General features: G+C 61.2%; 25 protein-coding genes. 12 read left to right on the top strand and 13 right to left on the bottom strand.

From position 1 onward, the window contains the following. Positions 1 to 40: 40 nt before the first annotated feature. Together AB1N67_RS10955 and AB1N67_RS10960 are read right to left on the bottom strand one after the other, a co-directional pair. Positions 41 to 862 (bottom strand): aldo/keto reductase, encoded by an 822-nt coding sequence (locus AB1N67_RS10955; protein ID WP_043215584.1) that lies wholly within the window; start codon positions 860 to 862, stop codon positions 41 to 43. Beyond that, positions 850 to 1755 carry a LysR family transcriptional regulator gene (locus tag AB1N67_RS10960; RefSeq protein WP_043215586.1) on the bottom strand — a complete coding sequence of 302 codons (906 nt, stop codon included), beginning with the start codon at positions 1753 to 1755 and terminating at the stop codon, positions 850 to 852. The genes AB1N67_RS10955 and AB1N67_RS10960 overlap by 13 nt, the downstream gene beginning before the upstream one ends. Before the next feature lie 119 nt (positions 1756 to 1874). On the opposite strand from AB1N67_RS10960, the gene AB1N67_RS10965 reads away from it, so the two are divergent. The 5 genes from AB1N67_RS10965 to AB1N67_RS10985 all read left to right on the top strand — a co-directional run bounded on the left by AB1N67_RS10965 (position 1875) and on the right by AB1N67_RS10985 (position 6842). Next, positions 1875 to 2573, top strand: a complete 699-nt coding sequence (locus AB1N67_RS10965; protein ID WP_043215587.1) for a CoA transferase subunit A — start codon at positions 1875 to 1877, stop codon at positions 2571 to 2573. A gap of 35 nt (positions 2574 to 2608) precedes the next feature. After that, a complete protein-coding gene (locus AB1N67_RS10970) occupies positions 2609 to 3265 on the top strand; it encodes a CoA transferase subunit B (RefSeq protein WP_070572443.1) in 657 nt (218 codons plus the stop codon). 157 nt (positions 3266 to 3422) lie between these two features. Continuing rightward, positions 3423 to 4841 carry a short-chain fatty acid transporter gene (locus AB1N67_RS10975; RefSeq protein ID WP_102082529.1) on the top strand — a complete coding sequence of 473 codons (1419 nt, stop codon included), beginning with the start codon at positions 3423 to 3425 and terminating at the stop codon, positions 4839 to 4841. Positions 4842 to 4994: 153 nt separating this feature from the next. Beyond that, complete coding sequence (locus AB1N67_RS10980) at positions 4995 to 6032, top strand: lectin MOA-related protein (protein WP_367863800.1); 1038 nt, start codon at positions 4995 to 4997, stop codon at positions 6030 to 6032. Positions 6033 to 6062: 30 nt separating this feature from the next. Further along, a complete protein-coding gene (locus tag AB1N67_RS10985; protein WP_090342518.1) occupies positions 6063 to 6842 on the top strand; it encodes an AraC family transcriptional regulator in 780 nt (259 codons plus the stop codon). A gap of 2 nt (positions 6843 to 6844) precedes the next feature. On the opposite strand, the gene AB1N67_RS10990 is transcribed toward AB1N67_RS10985, so the two are convergent. Continuing rightward, complete coding sequence (locus tag AB1N67_RS10990; protein ID WP_043215007.1) at positions 6845 to 7429, bottom strand: LysE family translocator; 585 nt, start codon at positions 7427 to 7429, stop codon at positions 6845 to 6847. 248 nt (positions 7430 to 7677) lie between these two features. On the opposite strand from AB1N67_RS10990, the gene AB1N67_RS10995 reads away from it, so the two are divergent. After that, complete coding sequence (locus AB1N67_RS10995) at positions 7678 to 9249, top strand: TerC family protein (protein WP_043215005.1); 1572 nt, start codon at positions 7678 to 7680, stop codon at positions 9247 to 9249. Here AB1N67_RS10995 and rarD read toward each other — a convergent pair. Then, positions 9212 to 10099 (bottom strand): EamA family transporter RarD, encoded by an 888-nt coding sequence (gene rarD, locus AB1N67_RS11000; protein ID WP_043215003.1) that lies wholly within the window; start codon positions 10097 to 10099, stop codon positions 9212 to 9214. The two genes, AB1N67_RS10995 and rarD, sit on opposite strands and share 38 nt — an antisense overlap. Positions 10100 to 10132: 33 nt before the next feature. Then, positions 10133 to 11719: an EAL domain-containing protein gene (locus tag AB1N67_RS11005; RefSeq protein WP_043215001.1), complete on the bottom strand. Its 1587-nt coding sequence runs from the start codon at positions 11717 to 11719 to the stop codon at positions 10133 to 10135. Positions 11720 to 12027: 308 nt separating this feature from the next. On the opposite strand from AB1N67_RS11005, the gene hppD reads away from it, so the two are divergent. After that, positions 12028 to 13104 (top strand): 4-hydroxyphenylpyruvate dioxygenase, encoded by a 1077-nt coding sequence (hppD, locus tag AB1N67_RS11010; protein ID WP_043214998.1) that lies wholly within the window; start codon positions 12028 to 12030, stop codon positions 13102 to 13104. A gap of 18 nt (positions 13105 to 13122) precedes the next feature. On the opposite strand, the gene AB1N67_RS11015 is transcribed toward hppD, so the two are convergent. Next, on the bottom strand, positions 13123 to 13929 hold the full coding sequence (locus AB1N67_RS11015; protein WP_043214995.1) for a CSS-motif domain-containing protein: 807 nt from the start codon (positions 13927 to 13929) through the stop codon (positions 13123 to 13125). Between the two features lie 129 nt (positions 13930 to 14058). Then, positions 14059 to 14748, bottom strand: a complete 690-nt coding sequence (locus tag AB1N67_RS11020) for a type 1 glutamine amidotransferase domain-containing protein (protein WP_182940914.1) — start codon at positions 14746 to 14748, stop codon at positions 14059 to 14061. Positions 14749 to 14902: 154 nt separating this feature from the next. Between AB1N67_RS11020 and AB1N67_RS11025 the strand changes: the two genes are divergently transcribed. Beyond that, entirely contained in the window at positions 14903 to 15340 is a 438-nt protein-coding gene (locus tag AB1N67_RS11025) for a nucleoside deaminase (RefSeq protein WP_043214990.1), read from the top strand. Here AB1N67_RS11025 and AB1N67_RS11030 read toward each other — a convergent pair whose 3' ends face one another. Next, entirely contained in the window at positions 15341 to 16945 is a 1605-nt protein-coding gene (locus tag AB1N67_RS11030; protein WP_367863801.1) for an ATP-binding protein, read from the bottom strand. A gap of 80 nt (positions 16946 to 17025) precedes the next feature. Continuing rightward, positions 17026 to 18081 carry a tetratricopeptide repeat protein gene (locus AB1N67_RS11035; RefSeq protein ID WP_090342529.1) on the bottom strand — a complete coding sequence of 352 codons (1056 nt, stop codon included), beginning with the start codon at positions 18079 to 18081 and terminating at the stop codon, positions 17026 to 17028. A gap of 145 nt (positions 18082 to 18226) precedes the next feature. On the opposite strand from AB1N67_RS11035, the gene AB1N67_RS11040 reads away from it, so the two are divergent. The 3 genes from AB1N67_RS11040 (at position 18227) to AB1N67_RS11050 (ending at position 19402) form a co-directional block, all read left to right on the top strand. After that, positions 18227 to 18547, top strand: a complete 321-nt coding sequence (locus AB1N67_RS11040) for a YbjQ family protein (protein WP_070572421.1) — start codon at positions 18227 to 18229, stop codon at positions 18545 to 18547. A gap of 138 nt (positions 18548 to 18685) precedes the next feature. Then, positions 18686 to 18874 carry a hypothetical protein gene (locus AB1N67_RS11045; protein WP_043214981.1) on the top strand — a complete coding sequence of 63 codons (189 nt, stop codon included), beginning with the start codon at positions 18686 to 18688 and terminating at the stop codon, positions 18872 to 18874. A gap of 222 nt (positions 18875 to 19096) precedes the next feature. After that, positions 19097 to 19402: a hypothetical protein gene (locus tag AB1N67_RS11050; protein ID WP_043214979.1), complete on the top strand. Its 306-nt coding sequence runs from the start codon at positions 19097 to 19099 to the stop codon at positions 19400 to 19402. Here the strand turns inward: AB1N67_RS11050 and AB1N67_RS11055 are convergent. From AB1N67_RS11055 to AB1N67_RS11070, 4 genes are all read right to left on the bottom strand, one after another. Next, a complete protein-coding gene (locus AB1N67_RS11055) occupies positions 19393 to 19815 on the bottom strand; it encodes a group II truncated hemoglobin (RefSeq protein WP_043214976.1) in 423 nt (140 codons plus the stop codon). The two genes, AB1N67_RS11050 and AB1N67_RS11055, sit on opposite strands and share 10 nt — an antisense overlap. Positions 19816 to 19904: 89 nt before the next feature. After that, positions 19905 to 20237 (bottom strand): hypothetical protein, encoded by a 333-nt coding sequence (locus AB1N67_RS11060; protein ID WP_070572416.1) that lies wholly within the window; start codon positions 20235 to 20237, stop codon positions 19905 to 19907. A gap of 334 nt (positions 20238 to 20571) precedes the next feature. Further along, positions 20572 to 21717: a class C beta-lactamase gene (gene ampC, locus AB1N67_RS11065; RefSeq protein WP_090342532.1), complete on the bottom strand. Its 1146-nt coding sequence runs from the start codon at positions 21715 to 21717 to the stop codon at positions 20572 to 20574. A 20-nt stretch (positions 21718 to 21737) separates the two neighbouring features. After that, positions 21738 to 22532 carry a helix-turn-helix transcriptional regulator gene (locus tag AB1N67_RS11070; RefSeq protein WP_043214970.1) on the bottom strand — a complete coding sequence of 265 codons (795 nt, stop codon included), beginning with the start codon at positions 22530 to 22532 and terminating at the stop codon, positions 21738 to 21740. Positions 22533 to 22612: 80 nt separating this feature from the next. Here AB1N67_RS11070 and AB1N67_RS11075 point away from each other — a divergent pair, with 80 nt between their 5' ends. Then, positions 22613 to 23599: a bile acid:sodium symporter family protein gene (locus tag AB1N67_RS11075; protein ID WP_336201785.1), complete on the top strand. Its 987-nt coding sequence runs from the start codon at positions 22613 to 22615 to the stop codon at positions 23597 to 23599. The last annotated feature ends 607 nt before the right edge of the window (positions 23600 to 24206 follow it).

Genomic DNA, 24206 nt, shown 5'->3' on the forward strand with positions numbered 1-24206 from the left:
GATCGCGGAGAGCGCCGGGCCAAGCAGCCCCGAAGAACGCTCAGACCATCGCCAGGTGCTGCTTGCGCGTCGGCGCCGGAAATGCCTTGTCGATCGCCTGCAAGTCCTCGTCGGTCAGGCTCAGTTCGCCCGCCGCCGCGTTGAGCCGCACATGCAGTGGCTCCACCGCCTTGGGGATGGCGATGACGCCTTCGTTGCGCGTCACCCAGGCCAGGCTCACCTGGGCCGGTGTGGCCCCATGCCGCTCGGCGATCTCGGCCAGTACCGGGTGTTGCAGCAAACGCCCGGCCTGGGCCAGCGGGCAGTAGGCCATGGTCGGCAATCGATGTGTCTGGCTCCATGGCAGCAGATCGAACTCGATGCCTCGTTGAGCCGGGTTATACAGCACTTGGTTGGTGGCACAGTCGGGATTGTCCAGCTCGAGCAGGTCCTCCAGGTCGAAGTTGGACACGCCCCAGCGACGGATCTTGCCCTGCTCGCGCAGGCGCTCGAAGGCTTCGACGGTTTCCTCCAGCGGATACTGGCCACGCCAGTGCAACAGGTACAGGTCGATGCAGTCGGTACCCATACGCGTCAGGCTCCGCTCGCAGGCAGCGGGAATGCCGCGGCGGCTGGCATTGTGCGGGTAGACCTTGCTGACCAGGAATACCTGTTCTCGGCGTCCGGCGATGGCTTGGCCGACCACCTGCTCGGCGCCACCTTCGGCGTACATCTCCGCCGTGTCGATCAGTGTCAGGCCCAGTTCGATGCCCTGTTGCAGGGCGGCCACCTCGGCGGCCTTGTGTCGTGGGTCCTCGCCCATGTACCAGGTGCCTTGGCCAATGGCCGGGACGCTGGCGTCTGCCAGATTCACGAAACGCATGTCACCTCCTGTGGATCGGTGTGGGAAAGCACGACGTCGAGCAACGCTTGCGCTGCCGTGGAAAGTTTGTGGTCGGCCAGGGCAATGACGCCGATGCGGCGCTCCACGCGGGGCTCGACCAGGGCCACGCAGCGCGCGCCGAGCTCCTGCATCTGGTTGATGCACAGCGCTGGCACGGCGCTCACGCCCAGGCCGTTGGCGACCATGCGACCTACGGTCGACAGTTGATGGCTCTCGAACGCCGCAGTCAGTTTGCCGTGGCTGGCTGCTACATTCTGCTCCATCAGCAGACGCACCGCCGAAGGACGCTGCAAGGCAATGAAATCCTGGGCCAGCAGATCCTGCCAGGTGACCTGAGGTTGGCTTGCCAGTGGCGAGTCGGCGGGTACCACCGCCACGAAGCGGTCCAGATAAAGGGGATGAAAACGCAAACCGTCGAGGTTTTCCGGCTCGAAACCGATACCCAGCTCGACGCGGCGATGGCGCACCAGCTCCAGCACCTGTTCGTTGATCACGTCATGCACGGTGACGTTGACCTTGGGGTAGCGCTGGCGGAACACCTTCAGCGAGCGCGGCAGCAGGTTGCCGGCAAAGGCGGGCATGGCCGCCACCGAGACCCGCCCCAATTGCAGGGTGAAGCGCTGGCGTAGCATTTCCTCGGTGTCATCCCAATCTGCCAGCAGGCGCCGGGCCAAGGGCAATAGCACTTCACCTTCGGGGGTGAGGCTGACGCTGCGGGTGGTGCGGGTTAACAGCGCACCGCCGAGGTTGTCCTCCAGGGCCTTGATGGTCAGGCTCAAGGCCGGCTGGGAGACATGCAGATGTTCGCCGGCCTGGGCGAAGCTCTGGTACTTGGCCACGGTGATGAAGGCGCGTAACTGCTTGACGTTCATGACGAACCCGATTTTGTTTTGAAAAAGTTATCAATCGATGACGAAAACAAAATTAACAAATCAGTCGACAGCGGTGAAGATGCCTCCACGGTTCCAACAACTACAAAAGGCGACTGAGCATGGCCGGACTGGACAAGCGCGTAGCAACCTATGAAGAGGCCCTCGCAGGCCTGACCGACAACATGACGGTACTGGCCGGCGGCTTCGGCTTGTGCGGCATCCCCGAAAACCTCATCGCTGAAATCAAGCGCCGCGGCGTCAAAGGCCTGACCGTGGTCTCCAACAACTGCGGCGTCGACGGCTTCGGCCTGGGTGTCCTCTTGGAAGACCGTCAGATCCGCAAGATGATCGCATCCTATGTCGGCGAAAACGCCGAGTTCGAACGCCAACTGCTCAGCGGTGAGTTGGAAGTCGAGCTGACCCCTCAAGGCACCCTGGCCGAAAAGATGCGCGCAGGCGGTGCCGGTATCCCGGCCTTCTACACGGCCACCGGCTACGGCACTCCCGTCGCCGAAGGCAAGGAAGTGCGTGAATTCAAGGGGCGCAAGTACATCCTCGAAGAATCCATCACGGGCGATTTCGCCATCGTCAAGGGCTGGAAAGCCGACCACTACGGCAATGTGGTGTACCGCAACACCGCGCAGAACTTCAACCCGCTGGCCGCCACCGCCGGCAAGATCACCGTGGTCGAGGTCGAGGAGATCGTCGAACCGGGCGTGTTGCTGCCCAGCGAGATCCACACCCCCGGCATCTATGTCGACCGGGTCATCGTCGGCACGTTCGAAAAGCGCATCGAGAAGCGCACCGTCAAGGCCTAACGCGCCGTCCACAGAACAACAAAGAGATCCTGACCATGGCACTGACCCGCGAACAGATGGCGCAACGCGTCGCCCGTGAACTGAAGGACGGTTACTACGTCAACCTCGGTATCGGCATCCCCACCCTGGTGGCCAACTACGTGCCCGCCGACATGGACGTGATGCTGCAATCGGAAAACGGCCTGCTCGGCATGGGCGAGTTCCCCACCGAAGGCACGATCGATGCCGACATGATCAATGCCGGCAAGCAGACCGTCACCGCCCGCCGCGGTGCATCGATCTTCGACTCCGCGCAATCCTTCGCCATGATCCGTGGCGGCCACGTCGACCTTACCGTGCTGGGAGCGTTCGAAGTTGACGTGGAGGGTAACATCGCCTCCTGGATGATTCCTGGCAAGCTGGTCAAGGGCATGGGCGGCGCCATGGACTTGGTAGCTGGTGCCGAGAACATCATCGTCACCATGACCCATGCCTCCAAGGATGGTGAATCCAAGCTGCTGCCGCGCTGTAGCCTGCCGCTGACCGGCGCCGGTTGCATCCGCAAGGTGCTCACCGACCTGGCCTACCTGGAAATCGAAGACGGCGCGTTCATCCTGCGCGAGACCGCCCCGGGGGTCAGCGTGGAGGAAATCATCGAGAAGACCGCCGGCAAGCTGATCGTGCCGGATGACGTGAAGGAAATGACCTTCTAAGAAACATCGGCCCTGTGGGAGCGGGTTTGCCCGCGAAAGCGTCAGTCGAGGCGACACCGTCGCCTGAACGGACGTCTTCGCGGGTGAGTCTGTTCCCACAGGGCTTTGTGCTGCTTCAGTGCTTGAAAATCAAAAAAACAAATAAAAGGAAAATCCCGTGGCCGCTGAAATCCAAGACAGCCGCTCCGCCCGTTTTGCCCTGCGTTGCTCCAATTGGGCCGAACGCTGGTTCCCCGATTCCTGGGTATTCGCCGCCCTGGCCGTTGTGTTGGTGTGCCTGGGCGCGATGGTCATGGGCGCCAAGCCTACCGATACCGCCAAGGCGTTCGGCGATGGCTTCTGGAGCCTGATCCCATTCACCATGCAAATGGCTTTCGTGGTCATTGGTGGTTATGTGGTGGCCAGCTCGCCGCCCGCCGCGCGGCTGATCGACCGCCTGGCCAGGTTGCCGAAGAACGGTCGTTCGGCGGTGTGCTGGGTAGCGCTGATCTCGATGCTCGCATCCTTGCTCAACTGGGGGCTGTCGCTGGTATTCGGCGGTTTGCTGGTGCGTGCCCTGGCCCGGCGCCAGGACCTGAAGATGGATTACCGTGCCGCAGGCGCTGCCGCCTATCTGGGCCTGGGTGCGGTCTGGGCGCTAGGGCTTTCGTCGTCGGCTGCACAGTTGCAGGCCAACCCGGCCAGTCTGCCGCCGTCGATCCTCGCCATTACGGGGGTGATTCCATTCACCGAGACCATTTTCCTCTGGCAATCCGGCGTCATGCTGGCGGCCTTGGTGATCGTTTCGCTGGTCATTGCCTATGCCACTGCGCCAGGGCCGAACAGTGCCCGCACCGCCGAGCAATGCGGCGTCGACCCAAGCTTCAGCGCGGCACCGGTGGCCCAACGCACCCGTCCGGGCGAGTGGCTGGAGTACAGCCCAATACTGACCCTGCTGCTGGTTGCCCTGGCTGGCGGTTGGCTGTACCAAGAATTCGCCACCAAACCTGCGATCACCGCTATCTCCGGCCTGAATACTTACAACTTCCTGTTCATCATGCTCGGCGCCTTGCTCCACTGGCGTCCGCGCAGTTTCCTCGATGCTGTGACCCGCGCGGTGCCGACCACCACCGGGGTGTTGATCCAGTTCCCGTTGTACGGCTCGATCGCCGCGATCCTCACTCAGGTCAAGGGCGTGGATGAACAGACCCTGGCGCACCACATCTCTACGTTCTTCGTGCAGATCGCCTCCCACGACACCTATGCCGTGCTCATGGGGGTGTACTCGGCAGTGCTGGGCTTCTTCATCCCGTCCGGCGGCGGCAAATGGATCATCGAGGCGCCCTACGTGATGCTGGTGGCCAACGACCTGCAGTACCACCTGGGCTGGGCGGTGCAGATCTACAACGCCGCCGAGGCCTTGCCCAACCTGATCAACCCGTTCTACATGCTGCCTCTGCTGGGCGTGCTGGGGCTCAAGGCGCGGGACCTGATCGGCTTTTCATTCGTACAATTGCTGGTGCACGTGCCGTTGGTGCTGGTGTTGCTGTGGGCCCTGGGCACGACTTTGCACTATGTGCCACCGGTCATGCCGTAAGGTTTGCAGAGTGTGGGAAGAGGGCGGTGAGAACCGCCCTTTTTTGCCTGATGAGTGCGCCTTGTCAGTGGTCTCAGGAATGTTTACCCGCTGATGGCTGGCTCAGGTCTCGCGCATGTTGTCGACTCATTTCAAGTCGACGAGCAATTACCCATGCCCATTCACAAACTTGTCCCCGGTCAACCCGATGATGCCAACAGCCCACTCGTTGGTCAGATATTGCCGCGCCCTGAACCCGTCGAGCCGCCACCGGAGCCTGATACCACCGCCCCGGATTTCACGGCAGAGCTGACCCGTGCGCTGGGCCTTAAGCAGATCAAGGCCACTGATCGCATGGTGCTGCGTGATCAGCATGGGCGTGTCCTGTGCGTTCATGCAAAGTCCGATGATTGGGGGTGGGTGTATCTGGGTGAGCCGGAACGATATGGCGCTGAACTAGTGCCGTTGGTGGTGCATCTGGACCCGACCAGTCAAAACCTGTCGATGTCCGCGGAAAAGAAGATGGTCGGCTGGTCCTTCTTCGCCGATGGCAACTCGACCGCTGGAGACTATGTATTCGCGGGGTTCAAGGTTTGGACGGACTATCCGCGCCTGCGTTTCAGGATCAAGCGAAGTGGGACCACAATCGTCAACCATCGACAAATGTTTGCTTTCACGCTGAGCTGTGAAATCGGCAGCACGCGTATGGCCGTGCAGGCGCCTGCTGGTAAGTGGGGGTGGGTGAAGCTGGTGCCTGAAAGCGACGTCTCCGACGATGACCAGCTTCGGTTCTCTTTGCACAAATTGTCGATTCCGCTTGTCAGGGTGAGAGAGTTGATCAAAGCGACCTGGCCCAATACGACTTTGACGTATCAGACGTCCGTGGATTCGTACTACGAGGCCATATCCGCTCAACAAGCGCGCGGCATCTGGGTTGAGTCAGGCCTCAAGTATTTCAGGTACAAGCCAGAGGTGTTCGATTGCGATGATTTCGCCTTGGCCTACAAATCCAAGGCCGCCAAAACGGCGTACTTGGAAAACAATCTGTATCCCTACTCGGTGGGCATCGTATTCGGGCAGAATGCCAAAGGTGCCCATGCGGCGAATCTGTTCATCGACCAATGGCTGCGCCTGCAACTGCTCGAGCCGCAAACCGGCGCTGTTCAGCGTGCATCAGAGTGGGCCTATACGCCGTATCACATCATGTTTTGACGTTTTTCCAGGCGCGATGAGGGCGCAGCGATGATCGAGGTGTCGCGGTTCTGGCGGGATCCGGCTTTACCCTTCGTTGAAGCCCGGCGAGTGGGGGATGGCCGCCAGGTGTGCTATGCGCCCCATTCCCACGAGAGCTTTTCGATTGGCGTTATCACCGGCGGGCGCAGCACCTACGTGACGGGCACCGTACGACGGGAGGTAAGTGCAGGCACCACGGTGCTGATGAACCCCGGCGTGGTCCATACTTGCAACCCCATCAAGGACGAGCCTTGGTCCTACCTGATGCTGTTCGTCGACCTGCCGTGGCTACAGGCCCAGGGCTTTGAACTGCCGTTGGCGACGTACAGCACCTCACCGGTGCTGTACGGGCGGCTGCTTGAGGTCTTTGCCACACTGTTCGATGACCAGTGCGCAGACCGTCAAGCCTGCCTGGCCGCGTTTTTCAGGACCTTGCGGGGTGACCTCGACGACGAGCCGACACCGCCGATACAGTTCAATCCCCGGTTGGAAGCTGCTGCTGCGTTCATCCGCGCTCATCGGCTCGACCCTTTGACGATCGAAGATATCTGCGCTGCCGTCGGCCTGTCGCGGGCTTACCTGATCCGCGCCTTTGGTCAGCGTTTCGGCCTGACACCCCATGGCTACCTGCTCGACCAACGCGTGCAGCACGCCCGGGCCCAATTACGCCAGGGGCGGGCGATCGCCGAAGTAGCGGCGGAGGCAGGCTTTGCCGATCAGGCGCATCTGCAACGGGCATTCAAGCAGCACCTGGCGGCGACCCCTGGGCATTATCGCTCGGGCCGCTAGGGTCAGCCCAAGGCCAGGTACAACGCGCTGGCGAGCAACAAAGCTGCCAGTGCCCGGTTGAACATGCGCATATGCCCAGGGTTGCCCAGGTACTGGCGAATCACACTGCCGGCCCAGGCCCAACTGGCAATCGAGACGAAGCAGATCGGCCCATAGATCCAGGCAAACAGCCATAACAAATGCTGCTCACCCCCTGTATAGGCTCCAATGCCTGCCACAGCGGCCAGCCAGGCCTTGGGGTTGAGCCACTGCATGGCCGCGCCATGCCAGGCTGAAGGCGCGTCGTCCTGATGCTCGGTAGTCAACTGGCCATTGTCACAGGCCAGCTTCCAGGCCATGTACAGCAAGAAAAGCACCCCGCCGCCATGCAGCAAGCGGCCCAGCAACGGCCAGCGCAGCAGCAGTTCATGCAGGCCCAGGCCAACCAGCACCAACAACAGGCAAAAGCCCAGGGTCGCTCCGGCGGCATGGCCAAGGCTTGCGCGCAGGCCATGGCGAGCGCCACTGCCTAGGGCAACGATGTTGACCGGGCCGGGTGAAATGGACGCCGCCAGAGCGAAAGCAGCCATGGACAGGGACAGGCTCATGAGAAATTTTCCTTGAGTGGTGGGACGCACCATCGTGGCCGAAGGGGGCAGGCAGGGTATTGAAGAAAAGTTCCCTACAGCTTTTGTAATAGTTTCACCCTGTCAGAAAAAGCCGCGGTGACTGTAGGATCAACATCCCAATTAGCCATCAAGGTCACCATGAGCACCTTCTCGGAGCCCCCCAGTCTCTGGCCATATCGGCCTTCCTTCCCACGTCCCTGTGACGCCTCCCGCATGAGTACTTCGCAATGGAATGGCTAGCCGATCCTACGGCCTGGCTGGGCCTTGCCACGCTTATCGTGCTCGAACTGGTGCTGGGCATCGACAACCTGGTGTTTATCGCCATCCTGGCCGACAAGCTGCCGCCGCATCAGCGCGACCGTGCGCGGGTCATTGGCCTGAGCCTGGCCTTGATCATGCGTCTGGGCCTGTTGGCCAGCATTTCCTGGATGGTCACCTTGACCGCGCCATTGTTCGAGGTGCTGGGCAAGAGTTTTTCGGGTCGTGACTTGATCATGCTGTTCGGTGGTGTGTTCCTGTTGTTCAAGGCCACCATGGAGTTGCATGAGCGTTTGGAAGGGCATGTGGTGCAGACCAACGGCGCTACCCGGCATGCGGCGTTCTGGCCCATCGTGGCGCAGATCGTGGTGTTGGATGCGGTGTTCTCCCTCGACGCGGTGATTACCGCAGTGGGTATGGTCGAACATTTGTCGGTGATGATGATCGCAGTGATCTTCTCCATCGGCATCATGATCGTCGCCAGCAAGCCCCTGACCCGCTTCGTCAATGCCCACCCCACGGTGATCATGCTGTGCCTGGGCTTCTTGATGATGATCGGCTTCAGCCTGACAGCCGAGGGCCTGGGCTTCCACATTCCGAAAGGCTACCTGTACGCGGCCATCGGCTTCTCGTTGCTGATCGAGCTGTTCAACCAGCTGGCGCGTGCGCGTCGCAAGCGCAGCTTGCAACAGCATCGACCGCTGCGCGAGCGAACTGCCCATGCCGTCCTACGGCTGATGGGCGGGCGCCGGGTGGAGGCGGACGAAGTGGGCGATGAGATCGCCGATCTGGTCGAAGGCGGTGGTGAACAGGTGGTCTTCGACCGTCGCGAGCGGGTGATGATCAGTGGCGTGCTGAATCTGGCCGAGCGGCCGATCCGCACCGTGATGACCGTGCGCGTCAAGGTGGATGCCATCGACCTGGCCCTGCCTGCCGATGCCATCGCCCAAGCGCTGGCCCACTCGCCCTATTCACGTCTGCCGCTGATCCGTGATGGGCGGATCGAAGAGCCGTTGGGCTTCGTGCACAAGAAAGAACTGCTCAAGGAATTGCTGTCCGGTGGGCGACCTGACCTGGAGCGCCTGGCACGTGCGCCGCTTAACCTGCTGGAGAGCTTCAGCATCCTCAATGCCTTGGAGCAGATGCGCGCACATTCCACGCATATCGCCTTCGTGGTCAATGAGTTCGGTGACTTCACAGGCTTGCTGACCATGACCGACATCCTTGAGTCGATCGCGGGAGAACTGCCTGACGCCAGTGAAGTGACTGGGCCAGGCATCGTCGAAGAGGGCGGGGCGTTTGTGGTCAGCGGTGCGTTGAACCTGAGCCAAGTACAGGCGCGTACCGGTTTCAGCGCCCGCGCTACCGAGGATTACCAGACCCTCGCGGGTCTGGTCATGAGCTTGCTGGATCGTCTGCCGGTGGTCGGTGATCGTCTGGCCTGCGATGGCTGGACGCTGACGGTGATGGCAGTGGAGGAGCGCAGGGTGCGCCAGGTTCGCCTTACACCGAGCGACGACGCTGGCGTAGCAGGTGCTTGAAGCCTTCAAGCACCAGCACCAGCACTGCGGCCCAGATCGGCAGGTAGGTCAGCCACTGGTCAGGGCCGATGGTCTCGCCCAGCAGCAGGGCTACGCCGACCAACAGCACCGGCTCCACGTAGCTGAGCAGCCCGAACAGACTAAATGGCAGCAAGCGGCTGGCCAGCACGTAGGCGATCAGGGCTGAGGCGCTGATCGCGCCGAGCAACGGGATCAAGCCATAGAGGCCCGGATGTTCGGCCAAGTCGGCCGGCGTGAGCGGGCGCTGCATCACGAAGTACAGCGCCCACGGCAGTAACAGGAACATGTCGCACCACAAACCGCCCAGGTGATCGGTGCGGCAGCGCCGACGCAGGACGAAGTAGATTGGGTAGCCAATGGTCACCACCAGGGTTTCCCAGGCAAAGCTGCCATTCTGGTACAGCTCATGCCCCACGCCCAGGACGGCGCACGCTACCGCAACTTTTTGCAGGCGCGAAAGGCGCTCGCCATAGACCAGTCGACCAGTCAGGACCATGGCCAGCGGCAACAGAAAGTAGCCCATGGAAACCTCCAGGCTGCGCCCATGCAAAGGCGCCCAGAGGAACAGCCATAGCTGCACGCCCATCAGCCAGGACGTGCCGATCATCCCCAGTAGCAATGTCGGCGTTTGTTTGACCCGAGCGAGCAAGCCACCGACCAGTTTCCAGTCCTTGGTGGCCAGCATGAACAGGGTGAGGCAGGGGAGCGTGAGCAGCGTGCGCCAGCCGAAGATCTCCTCGCCATCCAGTGGAGCCATCAGGGAGGTATAGAAATACATCACGGCGAACAGACAGGACGCCATGACGGACGAAACGATGCCTTTTGACACGAATGCCTCTGTTAATGGATATGAGCGTGTGAATCAGTTGGGCATGATCTCAGGCCGTATGCTGTGCGGCAACCGCGAGCTCCCCGGGCGGGCGGCCAGGGCTTGGAGGAAGTCGTCCACAGGCATCGGTCGGCCGAACAGGTAGCCTTGCTGGAAGCCTACCTGGTGCCGGGCCAGGTAATCGCGTTGAACCTCGGTCTCGACTCCTTCGGCCACGATGCCCAGGCCCAGCTTGCCTGAGAGTTCGATGATGGTGTCGAGAATGTGCTGGGACAACGCGTCGCCGCCGATCATGGCCACGAAACTCTGGTCGATCTTCAGGTAGTCGACCTTGAACTGGCGCAGGTAGTTGAGGCTCGACTGGCCCGTGCCGAAGTCGTCCAGAGCGATCATCACTCCCATGTCATGAAGTTTCTCGAACAACTCCAGGGTAATGGGGGTGGCTTCGATCAGCTTGCGCTCGGTCAGCTCCAAGGTCAGCACCACGCGCCCCGGCGGGAAGTGCTGGAGGAAGGTGCGGCAATCATCCAGCAACTCCAAGTCGCGGCAATGATCGGCGGTAATGTTGATGCCTATGTGAAAGCCATCCTCCAGCAGTGCGGCATACGGCGCCAGGGCCTGGGCGGTACGCAGCATCAAAGCGCGGGTCATGGGGACGATCAGGCCGCTGTGCTCGGCATAGGGAATAAAAAGGTCGGGACGCACCAGGCCTTCGCGTGGGTGGTCCCAACGCATCAGGACTTCGACCCCAGCCCAGCGGTAGTCGTCCTTGCGCACCACGGGTTGGAAGTATGGGAGGAATTCATCGGCCTCCAGGGCTCGGCTAAGTTCGGCTCGAGGCGACGAGGCACGCCGGATCTGCCAGTGGCAGACGATGCCGGCGAGGACGCCGAGCAATAGCAACAGACTGAGCAGGGCCGGATAGTGTTCGGAGACGAACTGGACTTTCTTCCCTGTTCCATAGCCGCCATGAACGCTGAACGGGTAGCGGATCGATGCCTGTACCGAGGGTGCGATGGCCGCTGCTGGCGGCGTGCCTTTGTGTACCACACCGTCCTTGCCCATCCAGTGGTCGCCGACCTGAAGCTGCAGTTCTTCTCCAGAACTGACCCACTGCAGTGCGCTGGTCAGGTGGTCGCCATCGACGGTGGCGATCGCACCGCTGCCAGCGTTGCTGGCGCGATAGGCCAGCAAGGGGTGGTTGGGCGTAACCGAGTTGCCGCTCATCAGCCAGAGGCGACCGTCGGTATAGTCTTGCGCATCTACCGGCTCGTCGAAGTTGCCGAACAGCGAGGAACAATAGAGGGTGTTGTTGTGGAACAGGTTGGTGGAGCGCACAAAGGCGTTCCGGGTGACTTGGCTGCGCAGAGCCAGGTCGATTTCGTCGCAGGGGCGGCCGACCAGCGGCAATAGCTCTTTGGCGGCGTTGGAAATGTTGTCGAGGATATGTTCGACCTGTTCTACCACTTGTCGGGTCGTGGCCTGGCTGGTGTTTTGCAACTCGCGTTGGGCCTGCCAATGCATGATTGCCAGGCCACACAGCAGCGGCAGCGCGCCGACGGCCCAGGGAAGCAGGACTCGCCAGCCCCGACGGGCGGAGCGTTTAACCTTGAAAGGCATGCTGATCTAATCTGATGAAAAACAATGGGCAGAGGATAGCCGTTTGTCGGCCGAAGCGGTGAACTAAAGCGCGACAAATGATTTTACGCACTGTAGAATCCGTTTACGAATACAAGAATAAGGTTCTCCGCGTTCCGGAGGATCAAGCCCGCCGAGAATGGGTCCATATGACATATCAAGGGTTCAAACTCATCATTGGTGACTTCCTTGCCCGCAGCGTGCGCGGCATACCCTGCTCGCCACCACGCCTGTCCGACATCCAAAGCACCTGATTTCACTGTTTTTCGCTTATAGATGAGGACACCAACATGGCTGATATCTTCGACAACCCGATGGGTCTGATGGGCTTTGAGTTCATCGAATTCGCTTCCCCCACCCCAGGCGTTCTGGAGCCGGTCTTCCAGATGCTGGGTTTCACCAAGGTGGCTACCCACCGTTCCAAAGATGTGCACCTGTATCGTCAGGGCGGCATCAACCTGATCCTGAACAACGAACCCAAGAGCATCGCCTCGTACTTTGCCGCCGAGCACGGCCCATCGGTCTGCGGCATGGCATTTCGTGTTCGCAATGCCCACGAAGCCTACGCCCGCGCCCTGGAGCTGGGTGCGCAGCCGGTCGAAATCGAAACCGGTCCGATGGAGCTGCGTCTGCCAGCGATCAAAGGTATTGGCGGAGCGCCGTTGTACCTGATCGACCGCTTCGAAGAAGGCAGCTCGATCTACGACATCGACTTCAAGTTCATCGAGGGCGTTGACCGCAATCCGAAAGGTGCGGGCCTCAAACTCATCGACCACCTGACCCATAATGTCTATCGCGGCCGTATGGCCTACTGGGCCGGTTTCTACGAGAAACTGTTCAACTTCCGCGAGATCCGCTACTTCGACATCAAAGGTGAATACACCGGCCTGACCTCGCGTGCCATGACGGCGCCCGATGGCATGATCCGTATTCCGCTGAACGAAGAATCGTCCAAGGGCTCGGGGCAGATCGAAGAGTTCCTGATGCAGTACAACGGTGAGGGCATCCAACACGTGGCCTTCTTCACCGATGACCTGATCAAGACCTGGGATGCCCTCAAAGGTTATGGCATGCGCTTCATGACCGCGCCTCCACAGACCTACTACGAAATGCTCGAAGAGCGCCTGCCAGGTCATGGCGAGCCAGTCGACGAGCTGCAGGCCCGTGGCATCCTGCTCGACGGCTCTTCCGAGGCGGGCGACAAGCGTCTGTTGCTGCAGATCTTCTCCGAGACCCTGCTCGGCCCAGTCTTCTTCGAGTTCATCCAGCGCAAGGGTGACGACGGCTTCGGTGAAGGCAACTTCAAGGCGCTGTTCGAGTCCATCGAGCGTGACCAGGTTCGCCGCGGCGTCCTGAACGTCGAATAAGGCCCAGGGCACGCTGGGTCATCCCCGGGATGACGCAGCGTGCCTGCCACTGGCACGATTCCTGAAAATTCCCCAATACATCATTGCCCCCGTCAGCAACCCTATCAGGGCGAGTGAGGGGAGTATCTGCAACATCGATTGACGAATCTCCTGGCTGGTATGGCCTTGGGGATAACCTCCCTTGACCGTGTACCCATGCTTGCTCGACATCGCACTGCGAAAGAACTCCGCTTGCGAAGGGCGTTGGGCTTCTCGGCTATCGCCTGCGCTCCACAGGTATGTCTCCCCAAATTCCAACAGCAGCACCAGGCCATCCTGGAACCCGCGTAGTTCGTTGCGCAGCTCCAGGCCGTAGGCGGTGGCAATCACACCTGGGTTGGCATAGGTCAGACGCAGTTCGACGACCACGTCATTGGGTGTGACCGGCGAGTTGAAGTTGAGCTGCACATGGGCGCTGGGAGTGGAAAAGGCAGGGCTGTAGGACGAAGTGGTTTCGATCGTGCTGCAGTAGGCCTGGCCATCCTGGGTCAGCACCAGCGAGCGAATGCGCGGATCGCCAGCCACCAGCCGTTCGAGCTTCCCCAGAACCTTCGCACAGGGCTGTCCAGCCAGCGGCAGTGCAGTGGAGGCGGCTGTTTGCAAATGGTCCAATACTCGGTCGACGGTGAAGATGGCCTCCTGAACGGACACCAAGGCGTTTTCTTCGAGTTTTCTTTCCAGCTGGTACACCATCACTAGCAGGCCTGACACCATCGGGACCAGTCCGATCGTCAGGACCAGCAGTATCTCGAGCAGGCTGCGGCCTGCGTGAGTGAACCTCGACATCGAAATGTAACCCTCCGACCAGACTGTCCTGAATGGACAGAAGCCGGAAAGATTAACGGGGCAGGTAGCCGGTGGACTGTAGCTGCGATCCGTTTGCGCAGCGGTACATGGCAAAAGACGTTGTCGGAGTCATGCCGGCTTTTTCAGTCGCTCCAGCACCTGTTGCGCTACCTGCCGGCTCGAGGCCGGATTCTGCCCGGTGATCAGCCGGTCGTCGCTGACGACGAAGGCAGCCCAAGGGTCCTCGTGCTTGCTGTATTTGCCGCCACGGGCGACCAGTTCGTTTTCCGTCAGGAACGGAACGACCTTGTCCAACTCGGCGAGTTTCTCCTCGGTGTTGGAGAACCCGGTGACCTGTCGCCCCCTGACCAACAAGCTGTTGTCACTGAGCTTGATGTTGAGCAAGCCGACCACGCCATGGCACACCGCAGCCACCACCCCTCCGGCCTCGTAGATGCGTCGGGCCAGTTCCTGCAGCGGCGCGTTGTCGGGAAGGTCCCAGACCACGCCATGGCCGCCGGCGTAGTAGATCGCGCAATAACTGTCGGCCTTGACTTGGCCGGGAGAAAGGGTGCTGCCCAGGCGATTCATGAAGGCTTTATCGTCATACCACTGCCAATCGAGCTCGGGCGCCATTTGCAGGCTGTGGGGATCGATCGGTACATAGCCCCCGGCGGGGCTGACGTAGTCGACGGCATAGCCGGCCTTCTGGACCTCGTCGACAAAGTGCACCGCTTCGCCCAGCCACAGACCGGTGGCGCGCCGCAGCGTTGGATATTTCGCCGTATTGGTCAGCACAACCAGGATTTTCTTGCTCATGACCACACTCCCAGCGCCAGCAAAGGGCCCGGATCTGCCCGGGGCAGAAGAAAACCTAATGAGCATAGACGCCCATGGCGGGAAAGCCACGGCCCGGCGCGTGTGCTAGCCTGCTCGGCAGACCGTCGAGCATGGCGGCATGACAGGAGGCAGTATGGACACATTCATGCAGGCGGCCATCGATGAGGCGCGCCAAGGACTTGCCGAAGGGGGCATCCCCATTGGCTCGGTGCTGGTTCATGAGGGGCGGATCATCGGGCGTGGGCATAACCGCCGGGTGCAATGCGGCAGTGCCATCCTGCACGGCGAGATGGATGCCCTGGAACGGGCCGGTCGCCAAAACGCGCAGGTCTACCGCGAGGCTACGCTGTACACGACGCTGTCGCCTTGCCCGATGTGCAGTGGCGCCATCTTGCTCTATGGCATCGGCCATGTGGTGGTGGGAGAGAACCGCACGTTCATGGGTGAAGAGCAATTGCTGCAAAGCCGGGGAGTACGCGTAGAAGTGCTGCAGGATGCCTCGTGCGAGCAGATGATGCGCGACTTCATCGAAAACCATCCAGCGCTGTGGAATGAAGACATCGGTCGTTGATCAGACCTCGCCGAGCATCTGCATGACCCGGGCCTGCAACTGGCTCAGTTCGAACGGTTTGCAGATCAGCTGCATGCCGGGGTCGAGAAAGTCGTCGCGAGCCATGGCGGTCTCGGCATAGCCGGTGATGAACAGCACCTGCAGGCCAGGCCGCCGTTTACGGGCGATCTGCGCGAGCTGACGACCGTTCATTCCTGGTAGCCCTACATCACTGATCAGCAAAGCAAACTGCCTTGGCGAGTTCAGCAGTTGCAGGGCTTCATCGGCATTGCAGGCGGCCTGACAGGGGAAACCCTCTTCGCGCAGCGCCTGGAAAACCAGGTTTCGTACATGAGGATCGTCCTCGACGATCAGCACATCACGATTGCCGTCGACGGCTTTCATGGGGTGAGTATCTGTCTTGGGCTTTGCCTGGCCGCGATAGCGTGGCAGGTAAAGGTCGACCTGGGTACCGTGTCCAATCTGGCTGTGCAGCACCACATGGCCGTGAGACTGTTTGCTGAAACCGTAGACCATCGACAGGCCCAGGCCGATACCCTGACCGATCGGTTTGGTGCTGAAGAACGGCTCGAAGGCACGTTCAAGGGTGCCTTGCGACATGCCATGGCCGGTGTCACGGATGCTCAGGCGCAGATAGTCGCCATCGGACAGTCCACCGCCGCTGAAACAGGCATCGTCGATATGCTGATTGCTGGCTTCGATGTCGAGCTGACCACCGCTTGGCATGGCTTCGCAGGCGTTTAGTACCAGGTTGTCCAGTACTTCACGCAATTGCATCTCGTCTGCCTCGACCAACCAAAGATTCGTTGGCAGGATCAGCTGCAACGTCACGGATACGTTGAGCTTGGCTTGCAGGGATTCTCGCTGGAGCAGGCTGCGCAGATCGATGATTTTTCGTTGCAAGGACTGCCGAGAAGAGAACGCCAGCAACTGATGGGTGAGGCGAGCGGCGCGTGCCACGGCTTCGCGTCCCATGCGCAGTACGCCTCCCAACTGCTCCGTACGTCCTTGGAGCAAGCGCTTTTCGATCAGTTCGAAGCTGCCGCCGATGCTGGTGAGCAAGTTGTTGAAGTCATGAGCGATGCCGCCAGCCAGCTGGCCTACGGCGTCCATCTTCCGGGTCTGGCGCCATGCCCGATCCTCCTCCTTAGGCCGTTGCCGTTGGTCATCGAGGCGCTGTTGCAGTTCGCACAGGCGGTCACGGGCAAGGTACTGCCGGCGCCGTGCATGCAGGGCCACCTGGCTCATCTGAAGGAGCTGGGTATCGTCGACAGGCGATGGCAATTGCAGCAGATGGCCCAGTCGTGAGGTGGGAGGGTCGGTACCTGAAGGGGGGGTATCGAGCAGCAGCAGAACAGGCAGGTCCGACCACACCGGTTGTTGGTCGATGAACACTTGCAGTGGCGATTGCGGGTCTGTCGGCAGCGTGCTGTTGGCGGCAATCAGTAGGCCTACACCTTCGGCCAGCCATTCGCCCAGGCGCGTGACATTGTCGGTGCACAGGCACACGAAGCCTGCACCTGTCAGCAGGCGAGACATCTGCGCAGCGATCTGCGCGGGCCCCAGGATGAGAGCCCGTTCGTCTATGAGCACCGCAGCGGCCAAGGGATTCTCCTGACTCTGGTCACCGATACCCACTGGACCACGAACAGAGAGCAGGGGTTCCGCCGCAGATGAGCGGCGTCCTACAAGCCTTGCTGGAGCAACGGATCGTCCGGATTCTGCCGCTCGAGTTCGGCCAGCAGCACCTGTACGTTCTGCAGTTGCCCGGTTTCCTTCCAGTACTGAATCAACAGCACCCGCGCACGCCGATTCGCAGGTTCCCGGCTCAGCACGGTCTCCAGCTGTTTCTGCGCAGCCTCGACCTGCTCCAAGTCATGCAGAGTGACGGCCAGGCTGTAGCGGTAGTCGAGGTTGTCCGGCTCCAGCTCGACGGCGCGTGAGAAGGCGAGCAGGGCGTACTCTTCTTGATCGTGGCGGGTCAGCCAAAGGCCCAGCTGATGCTGCAGGAAGGCTGAGTCCGGGCGCAGGGCCAAGGCTTTGGCGAGCACTTGACGAGAGGCGTCGTGCTGGCCCTGGCGTTCGAGCAGTCGGACCTGCGTGGCCAGTGCGTCGAGGTTCTCAGGGGCGATCTTGAGGCTGCGTTGCAGGGCGGCGGCGGCCTGGTCGTAGGCATCTTCATGCAGATACAGACGCGCCAGGTGCACTTGCGCGGCGGCGTCGTCGGGCTGGGCCTCCAGTGCCTGCTGGTACTGCTCCAAGGTGTCCTGCAAGGGGCCGAAGTACAAACCGATTGCATCGGGATCGAGGCCCAGCAAGGCATCCACCGCAGCAAAACGCACGCCTTGGTCCTCGTCCTCCAGCAACGGGCCCAGAACCAGACTACGTTGAGCTGCGGGTAACAGCCGGCGAATGCTGGTAATGGCGGCGCGACGAACCATCGGGTCGTCGTGCTCCAGGTCCTGGCGAGCGAGTTTCAGTGCCTGGGGGGAGGGGTAGTTGGGCAGCTCGGCGTGCAGGGCTGCCCGGCGGATCGGCGCCAGGTCGTTGCGCTGCAGTTGCTGGTAGAGCACCCGCGCTGCACCCGGCTCGCCATCATGAGCTTGGCGCAAGGCCTTGGCATAGCTGTGGGCAGGGATGGCAGGGGCAGTGGGTTGCGGGTCACGCCTCAGGTAGCCGATGACACCCGATACCAGGACCAGCAAGAGCAGGGCAATCAGGTAACGACGGCGGTTGGGCATCGGGCGGTCCGTGGCGGCGGGAATGGCAGAGCTTGGGACAGCCGGACACTAATTGCAACGCCCGTGCGGCAGCTGGCCAGGCCAGATCGTATGGAAAGGTCTGTTAAGATTCGCGCGTTTCCAACTGTGGCCAAGGAGCCGTTTCATGATCATCAGCACCACCAGCCAGCTCGAAGGCCGCCCCGTCGCCGAATACCTGGGTGTGGTCAGCGCCGAATCGGTGCAAGGCATCAACTTCGTGCGCGATTTCTTTGCTCGCTTTCGTGATTTCTTCGGCGGCCGTTCCCAGACTCTGGAAAGCGCCCTGCGCGAGGCGCGTGAGCAGGCCACCGAGGAGCTGAAGGCGCGGGCACGTCAATTGCAAGCCGATGCAGTGCTGGGTGTGGATTTCGAAATCAGCATGCCATCAGTCCAAGGCGGCATGGTCGTGGTATTCGCAACCGGTACGGCAGTCCGCCTGAAGTAGGGCACTTTGCCACTGGTCGGGTGATGCCGGATTGTCCGGAAGGTCTGCAAATGACCGACTAGTCTCCATTTCAACGGGCCGCCGCTTCTGAGCAAGCAGAGTGCTTGCTGGCGCAGCCATCATTGGAGGGAGCAGGGCATGAGCGAATCCTTTTCCGAAGACATGAACGATGCGTTCCCGATCAACAGCCAAGTGTGGTGTGGCCAGGCGTTCTTGCGCCTGGGGTTCGCCAACATGACCCTGGATGAATCGGAACAACTTAAGCCTGCACATTTGCAGCGCGTCAAAAAGGGCCGTTTCACGCCCCGGTTCCGGACCCGGAAGTAACCCCGCCCAGCGTTCTCGCCTGGCCAGCAATACAGCGGTCAGGCGAGGGCACTTTGGCTCCTGCGCCGACGCTTGCCTGATCGATCGGAGAACTGCATCACGATCGCTGGCAGCTTTTCATCCTGTTTGTTGATCTTGCTCATGGCATCGGTGGGTCGTACTCGCCGGGCGCTCACGGCTGTGCTTTTCTTGCGCCGATTTTCAGCACAAGGAGGTGAAAGCATGCGTGTCAGGGAACAGACTTACTGGGAATGGGCCGATGCCCAGTTGCACAGCCGCTGCCATGACGAAGTCCTGAGTGATGGCACCGTGCTCGATATCCAGGTGCGGTTGTCGCGGTTGGGTGCCACGCAATTGTTTCTCGGGCTATATGCTGGAAACGGCAAAGCCCTGCTGGAGGAGTACTATCCCGCGCGCCCCGGTGAGACCATGACCCGTGCCCTGGTCTGGGGCGTGGAGCGCGCTCGGGCCTTGGCCACCGGCGCCGTGCCGTTGCCCGCGGCCAGGGCCCGGCGACTTCAGGCCTGAGCGCGGCGGTTGCGGCTGGCCTGGACGATACGCTCGGCCGGCACGCGCAGCTGGCGCAACAGGTACTCTGCAAAATCCTTGGCCCAAGGCTGCAAGGCAATGGCTTGTTCCATGCAGCTTAGCCAGACGTTGGCGTGCTCTTCGTCGATTGGCCATTGTGCGTGGAATGAGGGAATGGCGATCGAGCCATAGCGCTCGCTGTACAGGCGTGGTCCACCGAGCCAACCGCTCAGAAAGCATGCCAGTTTGTCCCGTGAGCCTTCAAGGTTGTCAGGGTGCATGCGCCGCACGCTGGATGCTTCAGGGCGCTGGTCCATCAATCGGTAAAAATCATCGACCAGACGGCGCAGGCCGTCGATGCCGCCAGCGGCCAGGTAGGACGCGTCGCCGGTGCCATAGGCAGGGATATTCATCGCAGGCTCCAACAAACAGGAGCGCACAGTGTAACAGGCATGAAAAAGCCCGGCCTTGCAGGGCCGGGCTCAAAGAAGGGTGGTACGACTCAGTTCAATGGGTCTATCACCTTGACTGCCTGCCGCTCACGGGCGGTAGGCCATTCTTGTTGTAGGGTCTGCAGGACGCGGCCGACGAACTCGGTGTCGGCGGCGGCCTTCTTGCCGACATAGCCTTGGCCACGGCGGTAGACCTTGAAGCGGGCGCGCATGCTGGGCATGTGCGATTCGAATTCATCTTCGACCGTGTTGGGTGGCAGACGGTCGAGGCGTACCTCGCCAGTCTGGCTGACCCACAGCAGGTGGTCATCGAGGCTGTCCTTGCGCGCGGCGAACAGCTGGGCCAATTGGTCGATCGTAGGATTGTTGTTCAAATTCATCATAAAGCCCCCATTACCCATCAGTCAGTGATTTTTCACTCGGCGCCACGATGTGTAGCGCACTAACACGGCTGCTACAGCAGCATTGCAACAGGGGCCTTCTCACGCTGCCTTTTGGACAGTTTCCCTCTCCACGGACGGCCTGCGTTACCGCGCAGGCCGTCTGGAACACCCTTGCCACCGCTCCCGATCAGGGAGACGGCCTCATCATGCCCAAGGGTGATGAACGACGTCAACAGGTTTGTAGTGAATATTTTTTGGCACTACATGTTGTCTGACAATCGATCACGCGCAGCGCCTCGAGCGTGTTCTGGGGCTGAAGTGGCTGCTTCGTGTCTCAGCGCTCCAAGGCGGAAAGGATCTGGTAGGCCGCGCGTACCCTGGCTTCATTTGGGTAGTTGCGGTTGGCGAGCAGGACGATCCCCAGCCCCTTGGCCGGGATGAAGGCGTAGTACGCACCGAAACCTCCGGTGGCACCGGTCTTGTTGTACCAAGCGGCTGGTTCGGTGGGCAGGGTCGGTTGCAAACGGACGGTAGGTTGGGGGTTGAGAGCTACCTCAGAGCTATTGCCTTTAAGCAAGGTTTCCAAGGCGACTGGATACCGGTAGCGCTCCCATCCAAGGCCCTGGGTCATCGGGCCGACCTTGAAGTAGCCCGCCTGGGTGAGGGCGATCGCCTTTTGCAGCGATGGCGCCAGCGAGTCGGCGTTCAACTGCAGGCGCACATAGCGTGCGGCATCGTTCACGGTGGTCTTGATTCCATAGGCTTCGTCCGCCAATGGTCCTGGATTGACCCGCACCGGCTGGTTGCTGGCGTTGTAGCCCTGGGCATAACGCTGTTGTGCAGTGCCAGGTACGGCAAGGTAGGTATCGGTCAGGCCTAGTGCAGGCAAGAGTTGTTCGGTCATGATCTTGGCGAACGATTGTTTCTGTGCACGCGCCGCCAGATCACCAAACAGGCCTAGGCTGGGGTTGGAGTAACAGCGCTGAGTGGCCCGTGCAACACGCGGTTTCCAGTGCTGATAGAAGGCCTGCACCTGCGCTTCGGTCTGCACGTTGTCGGGGAATTGCAGCGGTAGGCAATCGGCGCTGTAGGCACCCAGTTCCAGCACACTGGCCTCACCCAGGGACGTGCCTTCAAGGGCCGGATGGTAGCGTTTGGCGGGGGCATCCAGCGCCAGCGTACCCTGGGCGCTGGCAAGCGCAACGAGGGTGGCGGTGTAGGTCTTGCTGAGCGAGCCGACCTCGAACAACGTGTCGCGTTTCACGGGTTGGGCGTTGGCCTTGTTGGCCACGCCGTACGTGAAGTAGTGCTCCTTGCCATCGGCGATCACGGCCACGGCCATGCCCGCGATGTCGTGTTCACGCATCAAGGGCTCGATAACCTCATCGACCTGTGTGTGCAGCGCGTCGGCCAGGCTGTGCCCGGTCACGGTGGCGAGGCTCAAAGCGAGTGCAAAGCGCACGTAGGGCAGTGGCTTCATGCAAAAGATCCTTTTCAGATTCAGTAAGGTGTGTGGCGTCGCAGGAACTCGCCTGGCGATTGGCCGAAATGCTCGCCAAAGGCCGCGATGAATGCTGAAAGCGAGGCATAGCCACAAGCCAAGGCCACGTCAGTGACCCGTTCTGCGCGCTCCAGCGCTGGCAAGGCACTTAGCAGGCGCACCCGTTGACGCCATAGGCGGAAGGTCAGGCCGGTCTCGCGCAGAAAGCGCCGGCTGAGGGTCTTTTCCGAGATGCCAAGACGCAGCGCCCAGTCGGCCAGACTGCGGGTATCGTCGGGCGAGGCTTGCAGGCGACGGCAGATCTGACGCAAGTGACGATCGCGAGGGAGCGGCAGGAGCATCTGTTCTTCCTGGGCACTGGCCAGACGGTCGAGCAGCACCTGCACCAGACGCCCATCGGCGCCTGACTCGTCATAGTGCACGGGCAATTGCGAGAACGCCTGGATCAGTTCGCCCAGCAGCGGTTCCACTACCACCACCCGGCAGGCCATGGCCGGCCAGGGCAGGGCGGCAGGTTCGATATACAGGCTACGGATACAGGTGTTGGGCTCGCAGACCACACGGTGGGGAACCTGTGCGGCGATCCAGACGGCCCGTTGGGGGGGCACCAGATACAGGCCTTCGGGCGTGTGCACGCGCAGGATGCCGTTGCGGGCGTGGGAGAGTTGCCCCCATGGATGCCGGTGACGATAGCCCAAGGCAATGTTGGGGAGGCTTTCGGCCTGGCCATAGACCTGTCGTGGTAGGCATTCGAGCTGGTCGAGGCAGGCCTCGGGATGTCCGTTCAGCGACACTAGTGGGGGTTCCGGCGTTAGCGGTAGGGAAGGCGAGACCTTATCGTTTGCTCCTGCATAAATACAACTCGGAATAAACCATGAAGTACGTCAGAAAAATCTTCGATAACTTCACCTTAGCCTTGCTTGGGGTCGTGCTGATCGCCACCTTCTTGCCGTGTTCAGGCGATGGCGCGGTGTTCTTTGGCTGGTTGACCAATTTGGCGATTGGCCTGCTGTTCTTCCTGCACGGCGCCAAGCTGTCGCGCGAAGCGATCATCGCTGGCGCCAGCCATTGGCGGTTGCACTTGCTGGTGTTCGCCTGCACGTTCGTGATGTTCCCGTTGCTGGGCATGGCCTTCAAGCCGCTGTTCGTGCCGTTGGTGGGCAACGAGCTGTATCTGGGCGTGCTCTATCTGTGCGCCTTGCCGGCGACAGTGCAGTCGGCGATTGCCTTCACCTCCCTGGCGCGCGGCAACATTCCGGCGGCGATCTGCAGCGCAGCGGCATCGAGCCTGCTGGGGATCTTCCTCACACCGTTGCTGGTGATGCTACTGCTCGGTGCCGAGGGCGACACCGGGTCGGGGTTGGACGCGGTGTTGAAGATCACGCTGCAACTGCTGGTCCCGTTCGTGGCAGGGCAGGTTGCCCGTCGCTGGATCGGGGAATGGGTCAAGCGCAATGCACGGTGGCTGAAGATCGTCGACCAAGGTTCGATCCTGCTGGTGGTGTATACGGCTTTCAGCGATGCGGTGGTCACCGGGCTTTGGCATACGGTCTCGGCGCAGCATTTGGCGGGGCTGTTCGTCGTCTGCGGGATCTTGCTTGCAGCGGTGTTGTTCGTGACCCGGGTGTTGGGGCGTGTGTTGGGGTTCAGTGTGGAAGATCGCATCACCATCTTGTTTGCCGGGTCGAAGAAGAGCCTGGCTACGGGAGTGCCGATGGCTCAGGTCTTGTTCGTGGGCGGTGGGATTGGGGCGATGATCTTGCCGTTGATGTTGTTTCATCAGATTCAGTTGATGGTGTGTGCGGTGTTGGCTCAGAAGTACGCTGCGCGTGGGGTTGAGGGGGTTTCGGCGGTTTCCTGATGGTTTTGTGGTTTTGTGGTTTGTGGGCTTATCCGTTTGATTTGGCGACGGTTAGTCACCTTTCCGCCCTTACGGCGGGTCACTTTTGGTCTTGGCCAAAAGTAACCAAAAGCCGCGCGCCCCTGCATCCGGCCCGGCGCTTCGCACCGGGTCCCCTCGCTGCGGTGTCTTGCGGGGCCTCGCGGCCTCCGGCTGGCTACGCCAGCCTCCATCTCGCGACTTCGGCTACCGCCGAAGGGCGCTGCGCGCCTGCCCCTCCAGACACCTCCGCTCGGCCTGCTGATGGGGCGCAAGTTACGGGCGGCGCCTGGGCTGGCGTTGTTTCATTGAGTGGTTTTTGTGGTGAGCTTTTGGGCCTATTCGCGGGTAAATCGGGGCGCCGAACCGCCGCACACACAGGCTCACAGCTCTTGAGAACGGCGCTGTGCCTGTAGGAGCGGCGGCGCTCCTACCCGCAAATAGGCCGGAACAAACAGCCAAACAATTAACTTGTTTGCCGTTGCCGTTGCTTTTGATACGCGATAGTCCAGACGCCACCTATCGCGACCTCAGAAGGCCGAGTGGAGGTGTCTGGAGGGGCAGGCGCGCAGCGCCCTTCGGCGCTAGC

The sequence above is a fragment of the Pseudomonas guariconensis genome (assembly GCF_040822035.1).
Taxonomy (GTDB): Bacteria; Pseudomonadota; Gammaproteobacteria; order Pseudomonadales; family Pseudomonadaceae; genus Aquipseudomonas; species Aquipseudomonas guariconensis.